Origin of the sequence: Bacillus sp. NEAU-242-2 (genome assembly GCF_027853835.1) — a bacterium.
Lineage (GTDB): Bacteria > Bacillota > Bacilli > Bacillales > Bacillaceae > Bacillus > Bacillus velezensis.
Map to the genome: position 1 here is coordinate 116498 of NZ_JAPNNY010000002.1, position 15967 is coordinate 132464.

The 15967-nt window shown below is 44.2% G+C and carries 20 protein-coding genes and 1 pseudogene; 6 read left to right on the forward strand and 15 right to left on the reverse strand.

Annotation, left to right across the window (positions count from 1 at the left end; genetic code table 11):
- Positions 1-99: 99 nt before the first annotated feature.
- Complete coding sequence (locus OWN49_RS05515; RefSeq protein ID WP_176283513.1) at positions 100-1320, reverse strand: NAD(P)/FAD-dependent oxidoreductase; 1221 nt, start codon at positions 1318-1320, stop codon at positions 100-102.
- A gap of 311 nt (positions 1321-1631) precedes the next feature.
- Here OWN49_RS05515 and yumC point away from each other — a divergent pair, with 311 nt between their 5' ends.
- Positions 1632-2627, forward strand: a complete 996-nt coding sequence (yumC, locus tag OWN49_RS05520; protein WP_031378399.1) for a ferredoxin--NADP reductase 2 — start codon at positions 1632-1634, stop codon at positions 2625-2627.
- A gap of 40 nt (positions 2628-2667) precedes the next feature.
- Here yumC and OWN49_RS05525 read toward each other — a convergent pair whose 3' ends face one another.
- Positions 2668-2811: a hypothetical protein gene (locus OWN49_RS05525; protein ID WP_003151982.1), complete on the reverse strand. Its 144-nt coding sequence runs from the start codon at positions 2809-2811 to the stop codon at positions 2668-2670.
- A gap of 217 nt (positions 2812-3028) precedes the next feature.
- Here OWN49_RS05525 and guaC point away from each other — a divergent pair, with 217 nt between their 5' ends.
- Entirely contained in the window at positions 3029-4009 is a 981-nt protein-coding gene (guaC, locus tag OWN49_RS05530; protein ID WP_102422009.1) for a GMP reductase, read from the forward strand.
- A 62-nt stretch (positions 4010-4071) separates the two neighbouring features.
- Here guaC and OWN49_RS05535 read toward each other — a convergent pair whose 3' ends face one another.
- From OWN49_RS05535 to OWN49_RS05560, 6 genes are all read right to left on the reverse strand, one after another.
- Entirely contained in the window at positions 4072-4293 is a 222-nt protein-coding gene (locus OWN49_RS05535) for a DUF5970 family protein (protein WP_003151978.1), read from the reverse strand.
- Positions 4294-4309: 16 nt separating this feature from the next.
- The gene (locus OWN49_RS05540; protein ID WP_176283514.1) at positions 4310-4837 is read right to left on the reverse strand and encodes a stage II sporulation protein M; all 528 of its coding nucleotides are present in this window, start codon (positions 4835-4837) and stop codon (positions 4310-4312) included.
- On the reverse strand, positions 4834-5538 hold the full coding sequence (locus OWN49_RS05545) for an ABC transporter ATP-binding protein (RefSeq protein ID WP_003151975.1): 705 nt from the start codon (positions 5536-5538) through the stop codon (positions 4834-4836). Before OWN49_RS05545 ends, OWN49_RS05540 begins: the two co-directional genes overlap by 4 nt.
- Positions 5531-7186, reverse strand: a complete 1656-nt coding sequence (locus tag OWN49_RS05550) for a hypothetical protein (protein WP_003151974.1) — start codon at positions 7184-7186, stop codon at positions 5531-5533. Before OWN49_RS05550 ends, OWN49_RS05545 begins: the two co-directional genes overlap by 8 nt.
- Before the next feature lie 82 nt (positions 7187-7268).
- Positions 7269-7604 carry an uberolysin/carnocyclin family circular bacteriocin gene (locus OWN49_RS05555; protein WP_003151973.1) on the reverse strand — a complete coding sequence of 112 codons (336 nt, stop codon included), beginning with the start codon at positions 7602-7604 and terminating at the stop codon, positions 7269-7271.
- 66 nt (positions 7605-7670) lie between these two features.
- The gene (locus OWN49_RS05560; protein ID WP_017419448.1) at positions 7671-8243 is read right to left on the reverse strand and encodes a hypothetical protein; all 573 of its coding nucleotides are present in this window, start codon (positions 8241-8243) and stop codon (positions 7671-7673) included.
- A 408-nt stretch (positions 8244-8651) separates the two neighbouring features.
- Here OWN49_RS05560 and OWN49_RS05565 point away from each other — a divergent pair, with 408 nt between their 5' ends.
- Together OWN49_RS05565 and OWN49_RS05570 are read left to right on the forward strand one after the other, a co-directional pair.
- The gene (locus OWN49_RS05565; protein WP_232213124.1) at positions 8652-8708 is read left to right on the forward strand and encodes a hypothetical protein; all 57 of its coding nucleotides are present in this window, start codon (positions 8652-8654) and stop codon (positions 8706-8708) included.
- 283 nt (positions 8709-8991) lie between these two features.
- On the forward strand, positions 8992-9753 hold the full coding sequence (locus OWN49_RS05570; protein ID WP_176283515.1) for an SDR family oxidoreductase: 762 nt from the start codon (positions 8992-8994) through the stop codon (positions 9751-9753).
- Positions 9754-9896: 143 nt separating this feature from the next.
- Here OWN49_RS05570 and OWN49_RS19505 read toward each other — a convergent pair.
- The 6 genes and pseudogenes from OWN49_RS19505 to OWN49_RS05600 all read right to left on the reverse strand — a co-directional run.
- Positions 9897-10037: pseudogene (locus OWN49_RS19505) on the reverse strand (iron-sulfur cluster assembly accessory protein); the annotation flags it as partial.
- The gene (locus tag OWN49_RS05580; protein WP_176283516.1) at positions 10016-10381 is read right to left on the reverse strand and encodes a hypothetical protein; all 366 of its coding nucleotides are present in this window, start codon (positions 10379-10381) and stop codon (positions 10016-10018) included. The gene OWN49_RS05580 and the pseudogene OWN49_RS19505, both read right to left, overlap by 22 nt.
- Before the next feature lie 449 nt (positions 10382-10830).
- Positions 10831-11193 carry a HesB/IscA family protein gene (locus OWN49_RS05585; RefSeq protein ID WP_003151967.1) on the reverse strand — a complete coding sequence of 121 codons (363 nt, stop codon included), beginning with the start codon at positions 11191-11193 and terminating at the stop codon, positions 10831-10833.
- 77 nt (positions 11194-11270) lie between these two features.
- On the reverse strand, positions 11271-12125 hold the full coding sequence (gene dapF, locus OWN49_RS05590; RefSeq protein WP_077722780.1) for a diaminopimelate epimerase: 855 nt from the start codon (positions 12123-12125) through the stop codon (positions 11271-11273).
- Between the two features lie 123 nt (positions 12126-12248).
- On the reverse strand, positions 12249-13466 hold the full coding sequence (locus OWN49_RS05595; RefSeq protein ID WP_024085753.1) for a NupC/NupG family nucleoside CNT transporter: 1218 nt from the start codon (positions 13464-13466) through the stop codon (positions 12249-12251).
- Positions 13467-13600: 134 nt separating this feature from the next.
- Positions 13601-13837: a YuzB family protein gene (locus OWN49_RS05600; protein WP_007408721.1), complete on the reverse strand. Its 237-nt coding sequence runs from the start codon at positions 13835-13837 to the stop codon at positions 13601-13603.
- Between the two features lie 266 nt (positions 13838-14103).
- Between OWN49_RS05600 and OWN49_RS05605 the strand changes: the two genes are divergently transcribed.
- Positions 14104-15171: an NAD(P)/FAD-dependent oxidoreductase gene (locus tag OWN49_RS05605; RefSeq protein WP_007613539.1), complete on the forward strand. Its 1068-nt coding sequence runs from the start codon at positions 14104-14106 to the stop codon at positions 15169-15171.
- Positions 15172-15208: 37 nt separating this feature from the next.
- Here OWN49_RS05605 and OWN49_RS05610 read toward each other — a convergent pair whose 3' ends face one another.
- Complete coding sequence (locus tag OWN49_RS05610; protein ID WP_044052935.1) at positions 15209-15535, reverse strand: YuzD family protein; 327 nt, start codon at positions 15533-15535, stop codon at positions 15209-15211.
- 79 nt (positions 15536-15614) lie between these two features.
- Between OWN49_RS05610 and OWN49_RS05615 the strand changes: the two genes are divergently transcribed.
- On the forward strand, positions 15615-15950 hold the full coding sequence (locus OWN49_RS05615; RefSeq protein ID WP_169510385.1) for a NifU family protein: 336 nt from the start codon (positions 15615-15617) through the stop codon (positions 15948-15950).
- The last annotated feature ends 17 nt before the right edge of the window (positions 15951-15967 follow it).

Here is a 15967-nt window from a genome sequence, read left to right on the forward strand (position 1 = left end):
CATAACAACTCATGTAAGCGGAAACATTCATTTTTTTCTTTTACATGCTTTTTATAGCGCTCTTTTTTAAAAGAAGAGAAAACCCGCGGCTGCGGGTTTTCAGAAGAATTTAAACTTCCCTTTTTTCAGCGTCAGGCCCAGCCCGCCGATCATAAAGAGCGAGCGGTTATCAATGACCTTTTTCATAAAGGACGCCGGCGTGCCTTTAAGCTTCCTGCCGTATACGACTCCGACAGCGTTATGCTCACCGAGGGAGGCGACCGTTCCTTTAATGTCAGGCTTGAACTCTTCAAGCTGGCCTCCTTTAATCAGACGGCCCAGGTTTTTGGCCACGGTTTCTCCTTGCTGCATCGCGATCTGAGCAGTCGGCGGGTACGGCCGTTCCGTCTCTTCATTAATAAAGAGCGAGCTGTCGCCGAGAATAAAAACGTTATCATGGCCGGGCGCCCGAAGATCGGGATTGACTTTGACGCGGCCGCGCATATTTTCAAAACCCGCTTCCTCCACGATCGGATGTCCGCGTACGCCTGCGGCCCAGACAACGGTCTGCGATTTGATTTCTTCAGGCTCTTCATCCTTCTTGCCGACTGTGACACCGTCCGCGCGGCATTCTTGAACCGCCGTGCCGATTTTAAACTCAACACCCTTGCTCTCAAGGTATTGAACGGCGTAATCGACAAGCTCCGGGTCAAATCCCGGCAGAACCGTCGGAGCGGCTTCGACGCAGACGATCCGGACGAGACTTTCATCTATATCATAATTTCTGCATAACTCCGGCTTGCGGTTCGCAAGTTCGCCGAGAAATTCAATTCCCGTAAAGCCCGCTCCGCCGACGACGATGGTTAAGCGGTCAGGGCGTTTTTCGGCCTCCGTATTGTATGTCGCAAATTGGAGCTCAATATGCTCTTTCAGCTGACGTGACGTATTAATATTAGCGATCGGAAAGGCGAACTCTTTTAAGCCTTTAATCCCGAATGTTTCAGGGACGGCGCCAAGCCCGATGACGAGATAATCATAAGGGATGTCCCCTTGTGAAAGCGTCACCTTTTTATTTTGCACATCTATCGCTTTTACGGTATCCTGCACAAATTTGACCCGTGATTCATTGATTACATCTTTTATTTGATATCTGCAGCGGTCATGATGCAGCGTTCCTGCGCTCGCTTCATGCATCCATGTCGTTTCATAATGATAATTGTGTTTATTGACCAAAGTAATGTCGGCGTCATTTGCCCCGATATGCTTCGGAAGCCTTGTTACTGTCATTAATCCACCATAACCTGCACCTAAAACCACGATTTTGGGTTTATTCAATGCCATCACATCCACCTTCTTTTTTTTGCTGTTAGACGCATAATCAAATCAACATTTGTATTAGCTTCAGCTTATTGGCGGGATTTTATGAAATGAAATATAAAATTTTTTAGAAAACCGCACATGTCTGCATATCACCATACTATCCGGAAGAATCGGAAAACATTCAGGAAAAAACAGATTGGAATTTGTCCCCATCTTAGCGGCGGCCGCAATTTTTTTCAAGAATGAAGCGGCCGGGCGGTTTTCGGCACTCGTCATCCTTTCAAATTCTATGTTATAATTAATAACAATTTTCAATTAGGAGGCAATTTGGTATGCAAGAGGATTCAAAGGTTTATGATATTACGGTCATCGGCGGCGGCCCGGTCGGCCTGTTTACCGCTTTTTACGGGGGAATGAGACAGGCGAGCGTCAAAATCATCGAGAGCCTGCCTCAGCTTGGCGGCCAGCTCAGCGCGCTGTACCCTGAAAAATATATTTATGATGTAGCCGGATTCCCGAAAATCCGCGCCCAGGAACTTGTGAATAACTTAAAAGAGCAAATGGCAAAGTTCGATCAGACCATCTGCTTAGAGCAGGCCGTCGAATCTGTTGAAAAACAGGCGGACGGTGTGTTTAAGCTTGTCACGAATTCAGAAACGCATTATTCAAAAACGGTCATTATCACCGCGGGAAACGGCGCATTTAAGCCGAGAAAGCTTGAGCTGGAATCAGCGGAACAATATGAAAGCAAAAACCTGCACTACTTCATTGACGACCTCAATCAATTCGCAGGCAGACGCGTTGCCGTTCTGGGCGGCGGCGATTCCGCTGTTGACTGGGCGCTCATGCTTGAGCCGATTGCTAAAGAAGTCAGCATCATCCACCGCCGTGATAAATTCCGCGCGCATGAGCACAGTGTCGAAAACCTGCATAATTCTAAAGTCAACGTGCTGACACCGTTTGTTCCCGCTGAACTTGTCGGTGAAGACCGGATCGAACAGCTCGTTCTCGAAGAAGTGAAAGGCGACCGTAAAGAAATCATTGAAATTGATGACCTGATCGTAAACTACGGCTTTGTTTCTTCTCTCGGCCCGATTAAAAACTGGGGCCTTGACATCGAGAAAAATTCCATCGTCGTCAAAAGCACGATGGAAACGAATATTGAAGGCTTCTTTGCCGCCGGAGATATCTGCACATATGAAGGCAAAGTCAAGCTGATCGCCAGCGGTTTCGGCGAAGCTCCGACAGCCGTGAACAACGCGAAGGCTTACATGGACCCGAAAGCGCGCGTCCAGCCACTGCATTCTACAAGCATGTTTGAAAAATAATATAAAAAAGAGTCTGTGTCATACCGGCACAGACTCTTTTTTATTTAAACATCCAAATATAATTCATGACGGTTCCGACAACGAGCGCAATGACAAGCGCTGACACGACCCAAATCGTGCCTAAAATAATCCGGTCCTGAATTTTCTGGGCTTTCGGGCTGTGCCCGGGCTGTTTTTGTTCCACACCGGCCCCTCCCTTCTTCTGCAAATCTATCTATCGTAACAAATGTCTTACAACAACCAATACTACTATGATAACCAAACTGCAAATGGATGACAAGCTGACCGCATATGAGGCAGCATGAAATCATTTGACATTCCTGACAAAACGAAGTACATTATAAAAAGACGAACATTTTAATTTTATTTAATTATATTATTCGCTTTTAGGGGTGTTATATATGGAAAATGTATTTGATTACGAAGATATTCAGCTGATTCCTGCAAAATGCATTGTTGAAAGCCGATCTGAATGTGATACATCAGTTACGTTGGGCGGACACACGTTTAAACTTCCGGTCGTACCGGCCAACATGCAGACGATTATAGATGAAAACATCGCGGCCTGGCTCGCGGAAAACGGGTATTTTTATATCATGCACCGCTTCGAGCCGGAAAAACGCCTGGCTTTTGTCCGGGATATGAAAGCGCGCGGACTGATTTCTTCCATCAGTGTCGGCGTGAAGGAAAATGACTATGAATTCATCCAGGAGCTGAAAGAACAGGAGCTGGTGCCGGATTATATTACCATTGATATCGCGCACGGCCATTCCAATGCCGTGATCAGCATGATTCAATTTATTAAAGAACATGTCCCGGAAAGCTTTGTCATCGCAGGGAATGTCGGGACGCCTGAAGCCGTAAGGGAGCTGGAACGCGCGGGCGCTGACGCGACAAAAGTGGGAATCGGCCCCGGGAAAGTCTGCATCACAAAAATTAAAACCGGCTTCGGAACCGGCGGGTGGCAATTAGCCGCGCTTCGCTGGTGCGCAAAAGCGGCGAGCAAACCGATCATTGCTGACGGCGGCATCCGCACGCACGGCGATATCGCGAAATCCATCCGATTCGGCGCGTCTATGGTCATGATCGGATCATTATTCGCCGGCCACGAAGAATCACCGGGACAAACGATTGAAATCGACGGAAAGCTGTACAAAGAATATTTCGGCTCCGCTTCTGAATTTCAAAAAGGCGAAAAGAAAAACGTCGAGGGCAAAAAAATGCATGTCGAACATAAAGGGTCTTTGCAGGACACGCTGGTTGAAATGGAGCAGGATCTGCAATCTTCCATCTCTTACGCAGGCGGCAATACACTCGAAGCCATCCGTAATGTCGACTATGTAATCGTAAAAAACTCTATTTTCAACGGCGACAGATTTTAACACGCAGCAGAGCCGATCGAAGATAAAAAAAATGACATTCAATATGAATGTCATTTTTTTCATTAAATACCGAAATAAAGAGCCGCACTGGCTAACAGATTAATCACAAAAATAAACAAAAAGATGTAACGAATGAATTTATTTTGCACCGGAGCAAATATAAAGAGATATAGTCCTGCAACCCCAAAAGTAAGAACAGGAAACAGCCACTCAAAGGATAAAGAAATGATATAACCGATAATCATAACAATCGGCACACCGATTAATGATAATTTACTTCTCATATGATTTCTGCCCCTTTTACTTAAAAATTGGTGTGATGTAAGCTTCAATAATGGCAGCGGCGATCAGCAGACAAATAATAAGCAGCACCAATATTCCAATATGCCTGAACATTGAAGCCATTATCTTTTTTTCCTTAGAAAAACACAGCCTGATGACCAATTCAACGCCCTTAAAACCAATGGCGCCACTTAATAATAACGCGGGAACTTCAAATATACCATGAGGAATTAGCAGTAAAAAAATCTGATAAAAAGGAACCCCGCTATGCAGATTTTCTATAATAGAGCCGCTTAAAATAAACCCATTAGTGAATAAATAAAAGATAGAGGTCAACCCAAAGGTAAGAAAACCCGCGGCTAAAAACAGACAAGCGATTGCATTATTTTTCAGCAGTTCAACCGCGCCTGACGAGCCGTTGTAAGCCGCTGATGAAACAAAGTGATCGAAAAAAAACGCAGCGACCACACCGCCTGAAAAAAACAGCACTGACGCGATTAACGGAATGGCGGACGTTCTGATTGCCGGCAACATGCGGTTCATCATGTATAGATACGCTCAGCCAATTCTTCAATCTCTTCTAATGAATGCTCAGATGACTGATACTCCGCCGCAAAAACGCCTTCATGTATAATACCGATCGTATCGCACAGCGAATGCGCCAGCTCCAGCAGGTGAGTCGATAACAGGACTGTATTTCCCTGCTTGACGTACTCCTTTAATAACGTCCGTATCGTTTTACCGCTGATTAAATCAATGCCCGTCAGCGGCTCATCAAGAATTAATATCTTTGGCTGATGAATGAGCGCTGCCGCAATTGATAATTTTTGTTTCATTCCATGTGAATAAGTTTTAATCAGCTGATTTCCGTCTTGAGAAAGCTTCAGCGTCTCCAACATATTCTTTATATAATCATTTGTCCGCTGAGACGGAACTTGAAACATCTCCGCTGTAAAGCGCAAGTATTCGACTCCCGTTAAATAATCATACAAAAAGGCATGGTCGGGCACAAAACCGATATCAGCCGATATTTGCCCCCCCTCTTCTGAATCCAGTTCCTTGCCGTCAATCATGACGCGTCCTGAAGTCGGTTTAAGCAGGCCCGAAATGATTTTCAAAGTCGTTGTTTTCCCGACTCCATTAGTCCCCAGCAAAGCATAGATTGAGCCTTTTTTCACCTCAAACGAAATATCTTTCAATACCTGTTTTTCACTATAGTTTTTTTGTATATTCACTAATTTAATCATTGTTCGCAAACCTTTCCGCCATATTGATTCTGCGAAGAAACAGAAACATGACTCCATAGTTTAATAGTGTGAACAGGACAAAAATACCTGATGCAGAATGAATAAGCATCGTTTCAAGTTCCGGCTTTTTATAGATAAAATAGGACGTGATCGCAGCGATTTGAAGCGACACAATGAAAATGAAAGAACTGTATAAGTTGTTATACGTCTTTGCTTTCCCCGCTTCTCCAATTTCGTACAGATGCTCCCAGTTTTTCTTAGGATACAGGGCGGTGCTTGAAATCTGGACAAGACTGTATAAAAAACCCGAACATAAAAACACAATAAACAAGTAGATCGTCAGCGCCGCGGAAGACGGAAAAAACACCGTAATCAAAATGGTGATGATGAACGAATAGATAAGAGCGGCGAGATTATAAATACATACTTTCGGAAACACCAGCTGCCACGCATGTTTGATATTCCGGTGAAACAGATGCTGATTTTTTATTTCCCCGTCAACTGATAATACTGTTTTGAGCGCATCTCCGACGAGCTGATACGAAAAGTTCGCAATGATAACCGCCGCAGACACGATGGCGGCTGCCGAATACCCGATAAAGTGATGCGATAGAAGCGGAATACAAAAACCTAAAAACAGCATGAACAAATACAGCATACTGCCGAAGTTTCTGATAAAAAACCCGTCAATTCTCGATAAAAACAGCAGATCCTTTTGAAAAACGGCATGAAATATTTTGTTATTCCTATATAATTTCAGCTTTGGCGCAAAATCAGCGTTTGTCAAAAACATATAAGGAATAAGGTCCATTTTCTTCAGCGTGGCCGACCACAGTTTAAACATCCCCGCCGTTAAAAGGACGGCGGCCGCAAACACCGCAGCGAAAACGAGCACGGAATGTGAGCGGAATGCTAACCATACATACGGCGTATTCATGAGGATGTTCCGGAAAGCCGGTGACTCCGTAAAGCTTGAAATATCCTTTGCGGTATACTCCCCAAACACGAGAAGATAAACGGCATACCCGACTGCAAGCGGAACCAGCAGGCTGACGCTGAATAAAATGCCTTTCAGGATTTTCAAGTAAAACAATTTGCTCCATATATTTGTAAGAAGATAAACAACATAAGAAAACAGCATAGATAAAAATAAATTGAGAAGAAAATAAACGAAGCCCAAGAAAAATACGATGATCGCCGCAGACCCGGTCATGCCTGCGCTTGATAAAAACAAAAAGACCGGAAAAACAAAAAGATACCATACGAAAATGGTTTTTTTGATCGCCTGGCCGGCAAAAACAGAAAACAGCTGTAAAAAACGCACCTTTTTTAATTGATGAATGACCTTGCGCGTATCCAGCAGAAAGGCATTGTGATGTTCTTTAAAGAAGCCGGCAGCCCAAAAAAGCTGCTCAAGTGAAACGGCGATTAAAACAAATTGCCCCCATGCGCTGAGGGGCAGCTGAATCAGTTTTGTCCCGAATACAACACCGCATCCCAGGAAAACGAGATATAAACATAACAGAGAAATAATAATGGCAGACAGCAGTTTGCTGTTGAGTTGAGGAATGCCCCAATCTTCCTTTCTTTTTCGAAACGATGACAGGGTATTATATTTGATAAGAGCCGCAATTTGTTTGACTATCATACTTTCAATCCTTACATATGTATTTGGGAGAGAGGCTCTTTTTGCAGCTTGTACAAAAAGAGCAATTATTTATTGGTCGATTTTACCAAGCAGCTGCGTATTTTTTGCCGTATTTCTTAATCATTGTTTTTGCTGTTGCAACGATTGCATAAGAAATTGCGCCTGCGCCTGTAACGATACCGATGAGAGAAATGATAGAAGCAATTGTTGATGCCGCATCAATAATATCAATTGCTTTTTTAGCTGCTGCTGTAGAGATGCCCAGAGTCGAAGCTAATTCAGCATTGGCTGAGAATGCATGAGCCGCCGCCACGTTTAATTCAGTTCCCGTTAATAATAGTGCATAAACCAATGTTGCTGCAGCAAGAGCCGCGCCAAACAAAATGAAAGACTTTTTATTAGATTTTACTAAGTTCATCATAACATCTCCCTACTCTGTTTTTTAATTTATAATAAAATTCAGCTTAATTGACTCTCTCCCGAGCTAAATTTTATCCGCCATAAAATAATTAAAGAAAATAGTAAAGAGTTTTAATAAAATAAAACATCCAGTCAAAATGATTCTCTTGCCTTTACTGAGATCGGTCAGTTTTCCTGCGGCAGCATAAAGAGCCGCAATTGATATGAGCAGAAATGGATCCAGCAGCTGCAGACTCAAGCTGGTGCCGCCGGCAGAATATATAAGCGAGGAATCAGCCGTTAAGTAGTTAACAACTGAAAGAATCAACATTTTAAATGCCGAGATTAAAGAAGTCAGTGTATATAGAAGCAAATATATTTTTTTCGGTTTTTTTGTACCGAGAATAAAAGCGGCAACGAATAATAGAAATCCGCCTATCAGAATTTCCACAAAAGTTGTGAAGATCATAAACCCTTGGAGAAACATGACAATCGTACGAACACTTTTCTCCCCGATATCGTAGGTACTTTCTCCGACAGAAGAATAATACGACTGCAGAACTTTATCGGAAATACTGAATTGGAAGAGTAATGAACAGATCAAAATGATGAAAAAAGAACTTAAAAATATTTTTTTATTGCTCAATTGACCTATCATATTATCATCCTTTTCTTACAAAATAAATTAACTATTCTATACTTTTACAATTTAGTTTATTCCTATCAAAAAATCAATATCCTTTCGAAAAATATGACTTTAGAACGTGTTGACTAAGAGCACATCTTTCAGATTTTTTAGTTCTATATACCCTTTATTTTTTTCCGAATTTGCAAATAGTATGATTTGAACCGTTGATTTGAGGATTTTTGTGAAGGCCGTCACTCCTAAACCTATTGAAAATCTGCCCATTTCCTTTTTGTGACATATGTCTGAATTCATCACATTTTTTTTATTGACTTAAAACATGGTTTAAGTCGTATCATCACCCAGTGACAAGGAAAAAATACTGTTGGAGGTCTTTCGAAGACATGTTGTTCAATTCGTGAAGCAGCAGCAAAGTGTAATATGACAGAATCAACGTTACGTTATTATGAAAAAAAGGGACTGCCTGCCGCTGATTGAATGTGATGAAGCCAGCCGGCGGTTATTTTCAGAAGATCAAATGCCGCTCCTTGAAATCGTGATTTGTTTAAAAAATACCCACATGACCATCAAAGGCTTTAAGCAATATATTGATTGGGTAATTGAAGGAGAGAGTCCTATTAAACTCCGGCTTGACATGATGAGGAGACACAAGCGGTCAGTACTGGATGAAATGTCGTCAATGACAAAGGCTTATATCAAAAGCTCTGTTCAAGAGACGTAAGTTTTTTGAAGTAAAAACAATCGGAAAAGAGGAGTTAATATGAAACTGACGGGAAATACAATACTGATTACAGGCGGAAATGCCGGAATAGGATTGGCTTTCGCAGAACGGTTTTTAAAAGCGGGAAATAAAGTCATCGTGACCGGACGGCGTGAGCACGCTCTTCAAAAAGCAAAGGAAATATTCCCGGATCTTATTACCTATGTCAGTGATTTGAGCATTCCATCTGAACGTATATCACTGTTTGATTGGGTGAAAGAAAATTATCCGGAAGTGAATGTGTTAGTAAACAACGCGGGGATTCAACAACGTTTTCATGTGCTGAAAGCGGATGCGAAGGACAATTGGGACTATTTTAATAAAGAAATCACAACGAACATTGAAGCTCCCTTCCACCTGTCTATGCTGTTCGCTCCGTTTTTTGCCGGAAAAGAAGATGCGGCTGTCATTAACGTCTCTTCGGGATTGGCTTTTACACCGCTTGCTATTGCACCGATCTATTCAGCAACGAAAGCGGCGCTTCATTCATTTACAATGAGTCTGAGACATCAGCTTTCTGATTCATCTGTAGAAGTGATTGAAGTTGCGCCTCCGGCGGTGAATACAGATTTAGGCGGAGCAGGGCTGCATACTCAAGGAGAACCGCTGGATGAATTCGCTGAGGGGATTTTTAAAGGACTGAAAGAGGGCAAACTAGAAATCGGCTATGGTTCTTCAGCAGAACGGCTGCGCATGTCCCGGGATAAAGCCGATGAACATACGGCAAATATGTACAATGCGATGAAACATACAATTGAATAACATCTTTGAAAAAGCAAAACCCGCTGCTGTTGAGCGGGTTTTGGCTTTTATTAAACAGATAAACGCCTTTCTTAACAATGGTGCAAGCGCCATCGAAAAGAAAGACGTCCTATTTTTTCATCCTGAGAATGGCGGGCTGATCCTTAGCACTCTTCCGGCGTACCGGCGTTTTTGGCCGTGCGGAAAGAAGATCCGCAGCCGCAGGAAGCGATGGCATTTACTTCAGTTACGATAAATGATCTACCTGCACTCGGGCTGCTTTTTATTTCGCGGTTTGTTCCTGAATAACGTTTTTTATTAATCGTAGATCACTCGCTGAATCATACGCTCTACTATTCGCTTCATCTAAGATTCGGATAATAATTGCTAGCCCGAAAAGGATGGCGCCGGATACTACACCGGCCAAGACGCTAAAGAATACGGAAAACTGCATACTGTTCGCTAATGCTTTGTCCGTTTTATATTGCGCTTGCGCGACAGAATTATCGTATAGCTCCTCGCTTACCTTCTTACTCGTTTTTGCATCTTCTGCTACGTCCCTATCATATATTACGAAACCCGCAATAATCCCCACTATTACACAAATAACGCTCAAATACATGAGCACTTTAACAGTAATCTTCTCCAAAATTCCACACCTCCCCTATTTATAGTAAAATTATACCAGAAACCTACCATTTTCCACAACACCTGTTCGTTATGTAACACGGACACCTACGTATTCATGCGCAAGTGCCCGTAAAGCTCTTCGTTATCATGTTTACATTACATATACCATTTGCAACATTCTTATATTTCTTCTATGTATCAACCACACTGCGTTAATTAGATGTAATTTACAATCTTAGAAAACGTGCGATTTTTTTATTAATCACTTCACGCAGTTCTCCCGACCTTTTTTCGCTCAAAATAATTTCTATTGCTTCACTGAGTAACAACTTTCTCTTGAAAACGCCCGCAACTCTCCCCCGTTTTTGGTTTATACCCATAATAAAAACGCCTTTCTTAACAATGGTGCAAGCGCCATCGAAAAGAAAGACGTCCTATTTTTTCATCCTGAGAATGGCGGGCTGACCCTTAGCACTCTTCCGGCGTGCCGGCGTTTTTGGCCGTGCGGAAAGAAGATCCGCAGCCGCAGGAAGCGATGGCATTCGGGTTGTCAATGGTGAAACCGCCGCCCATCATGGACTGTTTGAAGTCAATGATCGTGCCGGTCATAATATCAAGGCTTTCGCTGTCAACCAAAACGGTGATTCCGTGCTGTTCAAACATGCTGTCTTTTTCGCCTTTTTCGTGCTCAAATCCCATTCCGTAAGACAGGCCGCTGCAGCCGCCGCCTTTTACGCCCACACGGAGAAACGCGTTTTCTTCTTCATGCTCTTTCATCATATCTTTTATATGCAAAGCCGCTGCTTCAGTAATAGTTACTGGAACACTCATAGGTAGACCTCCTTTTTTAAAAACGGATGCTGATATCTATTATAAACCTTGAGGAGCGTATTTCTCAAACGAGCTGTTTACAAATAATAGACGCCGCTGCATACGGTTTCGGCGGGTCCCGTCATCAGCACGTGCCCGTTGTCCCGCCAATTAATCACAAGATCGCCCCCCGCTAAATGAACGGTGATATCCCGGTTTCGTTCGGAAACACCGTTCAATACGGATGCGACAGCCGCCGCACAGGCGCCCGTTCCGCAAGCCTGTGTAATGCCGGAGCCGCGTTCCCATACGCGGAAATGAAGTTCATCGGCGCTGACGGTTTCCACAAATTCGACATTGACGCCTTCCGGAAATCTCGGGTCTTTTTCAATGACGGGACCGAGCGTTGTAAGAGGCGCTTGATTGATATCCGCAACCGGAAAAACAATATGGGGGTTTCCCATTGATACGGCTGTTCCGGAAAGCTCCGTTTCTCCAAAAACAAAGGTTTCATCGATCGTCCGTTCATCTTCATTGCCGAGCATCGGCAGCTCTTTTTTGGTGAGGCGCGGTTCGCCCATATCGACGGCGACTTCACGCACAATCCCGTTGTCTTCCGTAATGTCTGCTTTCACAAGACCTGAAAGCGTCTCAATGTAAAAGGACGTTTCTTCTGTCAGCTTATGTTCGTATGCGTACTTTGCCACACAGCGAAGGCCGTTGCCGCAATTTTTCCCTTCTGAGCCGTCATTATTAAAAATCCGCATTTTGACCGGCGCTTTTTCAGACGGACAGATGAGGATCATTCCGTCAGAGCCGATGCCCGTGTGAATGCTGGACACTTTAACGGCAATCTCAGCCAGCCGTTCTTCCGGCAGCTGTTCTTCAAATTGATTTACATATATATAACTGTTTCCAAGACCGTGCATCTTGGTAAAACGGAATGAATTCATATCGGCCTCCAACTTTTTTTCTTTTACTTAGTATAAAAGCTCTTCTGCTCGGACACAATACAAATATCCCCCGTTTTTCATACATAAAAGCTCCCTGCATATGCAGGGAGCTTTTATCGTTTACTAAATAAACATGCCGGCAATCGCCGCACTGAGAAGGTTTGCGAGTGTTCCCGCAATAACCGCTCTTAATCCGAGGCGCGCAATGTCCGAACGGCGGCTTGGGGCCAAACCGCCCAGTGTGCCGAGCATAATCGCAATCGAAGAGAAGTTGGCAAATCCGCACAGCGCAAAGCTGATAATCGTAGACGTTTTTTTAGAAAAGTCCGCAATATGCGGACCGAAGTTTGAATAAGCGACAAACTCATTCAGCACAAGTTTCTGTCCGATATAGCTTCCCGCTCCGAGCGCCTCATGCCAAGGAACGCCGATTACAAATGCGATCGGTGAAAACACGTAACCGAGAATGGATTCTAATGTAATATGTTTGAAACCGAACCAGCCGCCGATTCCGCCGAGAATTCCGTTCACTACGGCGATGAGCGCGACAAACGCAAGAAGCATGGCGCCGACATTCAGAGCAATCTGAAGGCCCGTGGACGCGCCTTTTGCCGCTGCATCAATCACATTAGCGGCGCCTTCGCCTTCTTCGTCCATATTAAAATCGCCTTTTATCGTCTGCGTTTTTTCTGTTTCAGGTATTAACATTTTTCCGAACACGAGACCGGCGGGAGCCGCCATAAAGCTGGCCGCCAGCAAGTATTCGATCGGAATGCCTAACAGGGCGTAACCGAAAAGCGTCGAACCCGCTACAGCCGAAAGGCCGCTCGTCATAATCGTAAACAGCTCGGAACGGGTCAATCCCGCAATCAGCGGTTTAATGGCAAGCGGTGATTCAGACTGTCCGACAAAAATATTCGCAGCCGCCGCAAGCGATTCCGTTCTGCTTGTCCCAAGAAGTTTTGACAGTCCGCCTCCGATAACGCGAAAGATGAGCTGCATGATTTTCAAGTGATACAAAACGGCAATCAGCGCTGAGAAAAAGATAATGACCGGCAGAACGCTCAGCGCGAAAGCCGGGCTGCTGCCCACTTTTAACAGCGGGCCAAAAATAAAGCTGATGCCTTCGTTCGCATAATCAATGAGAAGCTGCACACGGCTTGAGAACCATAAAAATACGGCCCGGCCGGCGTCCCACTTTAATACGATGAATCCGAAGGCCATTTGTAAACATAAACCGACAATGACGGTTCGCAGGTTAATTTTGCTTTTCTTCTCTGATAACAAAAAAGCAATGGCTAATATAGCAACTGCCCCGAGCAGCCCCCAAACGATATTCAATGAATCCACCTCTAAAATTTTATTTAAAAAAAGTCTTTATTAAGATAACAATATTTATTTTTGCTGTCTACAAATTTTTTATTTTGCCAAAACCCGGGGCGCAATAAAAAAGAGACCCCGTTCGGAGCCTCTGATTAAAACATCGGATTTTCTTCTATGAATGTATATATGTTGTCAACCAATTCAGCAGGCGTGCCCCCCGTGACCACTTCGCCGTTAACCAAGGCGAACAGGGACTCCATGCATTTTCCGCAGTAGCTTAAACAGCCGTACTCAAGCACGTCCAAGTTCGGATCCTTCTCTAAGATCTCAAGTGCTTCCTGGGAACCGCGCGCTAAATTGCTGACACAGAATTCAATCATCGGATTCATGCGGTTTCACCTCACATATGTACCTTATCCTAACGGAATTTCCTCTATTCGTCAAAGATCCAGTTTCACGCTCAATGTTATCGTAACATATTAATTCAGGTTAAAGGTTTTACTATTACGTGTTTTCTGGTCAATTTGTAGGTTATTTTAAAACTATTATTGTGGTTTTAGATCAAATTCGATATAATTCTAGATGTTATTTTACATAGTTCGTTATTTTGTAACAACATTGACTACCATATTTTTCGGGCAAAAGGGGAATCATTATGAAAAAATTGGTCTTGATCGGCGGGGGTTACGGAAACATGAGGGTGCTGCACCGCTTACTGCCGAACCAGCTTCCGTCAGATATATCCATCACGCTGATTGACAGAAACCCGTATCACTGCTTAAAAACAGAATATTATGCGCTCGCAGCCGGCACGATTTCTGATCATCATATCAGGGTGTCTTTTCCTGAGCATCCGAATCTGGATGTTCAATACGGTGAGGTGGCTTCCGTCGACACGAAAAACAAACAGGTTCTGTTTCATGACCGCGAACCGATTTCTTACGATGACGCGGTGATCGGACTGGGCTGCGAGGATAAGTATCATAACGTGCCCGGCGCGCCGGAACATACTTACAGCATTCAGACCATTGATCAGTCACGCGAAGCCTATCAAAAGCTGAACAACCTCGGCGCCAATGCATCTGTCGCTATCGTCGGAGCGGGATTAAGCGGCGTGGAGCTTGCCAGTGAATTAAGAGAGAGCCGTGACGACCTGAAGATTATGTTATTTGACCGGGGCGACCTGATTTTATCAAGCTTTCCGAAAAGACTCAGCAAGTACGTTCAGAAATGGTTTGAAGAACACGGCGTCACCATTATCAATAATGCGAATATTACAAAAGTGGAAGACGGCATCGTTTATAATCATGATGAAGGAATACCGGCCGATGCCATCGTGTGGACGGCGGGAATTCAGCCGAATAAAGCCGTCAGAGAACTGGACGCTGAAAAAGACCCGCAAGGCCGCATCGTTTTAACACCGCATCACAACCTTCCGGGCGATGAGCATGTTTACGTCGTCGGTGATTGCGCGAGCCTGCCGCATGCGCCGAGCGCCCAGCTGGCCGAAGCACAGGCGGAACAAATTGTGCAGATCCTCCTGAAACGCTGGAACAACGAAGAGCTGCCGGAAACAATGCCGCAATTTAAGCTGAAAGGCGTTCTCGGTTCACTCGGAAAAAAAGCGGGCTTCGGTCTTGTCAACGACCGTCCGCTCATCGGGCGTGTGCCCCGTTTATTAAAATCAGGCCTTTTATGGATGTACAAGCATCATAACGGCTGATAAGAAAAAAGCCGCTGATTGCGATCAGCGGCCATTTTTAAGAGCCCGCAACATAGCCGCGCTTTTCCATTTCTTCATATATATCTTTTAAATGCGGATTCCCTTCCCCCACAATGACATCCTCCACCAACACGAGCGGATAGAAAAATTCATCGTTCTTGATGCGCTCCGCAAGCTCTTCTGTCTCCTTTTGCTGAGGCGGTGCGTCAATATCAATATACCGCATGTTAAAAGGCTGCTCTGGGTATTTCCGTTTCAGCGCCGCCTCCAGCCATTCAAACGTATCTTTGGCGCTCGGCATATTCACGCAGCTTGCGCAAAGCGTTTCAGCGCCGTAAACACTGAGCGTAACCGGCTTTGTCATGTATATCATCCCCTTTACACCAGTATACAAAGGACGGGGCAGCTTTTGTATAAAAAACGGTTTTTATGTTCAAGTTTAAATATGCTATAATGGAGAAAGCAGCTTTGCAAACCAAACATTAGATTTTTACCGTTACTGTGAATATAATGGTTTTATGTATATGAAAGGAGCGAATCTCATGACTGAGGTTGAAATGAAAGAGCAAGTACAGGAAGTATTGGATAAATTACGTCCGTTTCTGCTTCGTGACGGCGGTGACTGTGAGCTTGTTGATGTAGACGAAGGCATTGTAAAGCTTCGCCTCCTTGGCGCATGCGGCAGCTGCCCAAGTTCAACGATTACGCTGAAAGCCGGAATTGAACGCGCCCTTCTTGAAGAAGTACCGGGTGTCGTTGAAGTAGAACAAGTATTTTAATCATAAAACCAGGCTGC

Bases quoted from the DNA above. Each gene is read 5' to 3' on its own strand.
- OWN49_RS05585 (WP_003151967.1), bottom strand. From the start codon at position 11,193: ATGAGTGTTCCAGTAACTATTACTGAAGCAGCGGCTTTGCATATAAAA.
- OWN49_RS05570 (WP_176283515.1), top strand. From the start codon at position 8,992: ATGAAACTGACGGGAAATACAATACTGATTACAGGCGGAAATGCCGGA.
- OWN49_RS05560 (WP_017419448.1), bottom strand. From the start codon at position 8,243: ATGATAGGTCAATTGAGCAATAAAAAAATATTTTTAAGTTCTTTTTTC.
- OWN49_RS05610 (WP_044052935.1), bottom strand. From the start codon at position 15,535: ATGACAAAGCCGGTTACGCTCAGTGTTTACGGCGCTGAAACGCTTTGC.
- OWN49_RS05605 (WP_007613539.1), top strand. From the start codon at position 14,104: ATGAAAAAATTGGTCTTGATCGGCGGGGGTTACGGAAACATGAGGGTG.
- OWN49_RS05550 (WP_003151974.1), bottom strand. From the start codon at position 7,186: ATGATAGTCAAACAAATTGCGGCTCTTATCAAATATAATACCCTGTCA.
- OWN49_RS05540 (WP_176283514.1), bottom strand. From the start codon at position 4,837: ATGATGAACCGCATGTTGCCGGCAATCAGAACGTCCGCCATTCCGTTA.
- OWN49_RS05545 (WP_003151975.1), bottom strand. From the start codon at position 5,538: ATGATTAAATTAGTGAATATACAAAAAAACTATAGTGAAAAACAGGTA.
- dapF (WP_077722780.1), bottom strand. From the start codon at position 12,125: ATGAATTCATTCCGTTTTACCAAGATGCACGGTCTTGGAAACAGTTAT.
- yumC (WP_031378399.1), top strand. From the start codon at position 1,632: ATGCAAGAGGATTCAAAGGTTTATGATATTACGGTCATCGGCGGCGGC.
- guaC (WP_102422009.1), top strand. From the start codon at position 3,029: ATGGAAAATGTATTTGATTACGAAGATATTCAGCTGATTCCTGCAAAA.
- OWN49_RS05600 (WP_007408721.1), bottom strand. From the start codon at position 13,837: ATGAATCCGATGATTGAATTCTGTGTCAGCAATTTAGCGCGCGGTTCC.
- OWN49_RS05515 (WP_176283513.1), bottom strand. From the start codon at position 1,320: ATGGCATTGAATAAACCCAAAATCGTGGTTTTAGGTGCAGGTTATGGT.
- OWN49_RS05535 (WP_003151978.1), bottom strand. From the start codon at position 4,293: ATGAGAAGTAAATTATCATTAATCGGTGTGCCGATTGTTATGATTATC.
- OWN49_RS05555 (WP_003151973.1), bottom strand. From the start codon at position 7,604: ATGAACTTAGTAAAATCTAATAAAAAGTCTTTCATTTTGTTTGGCGCG.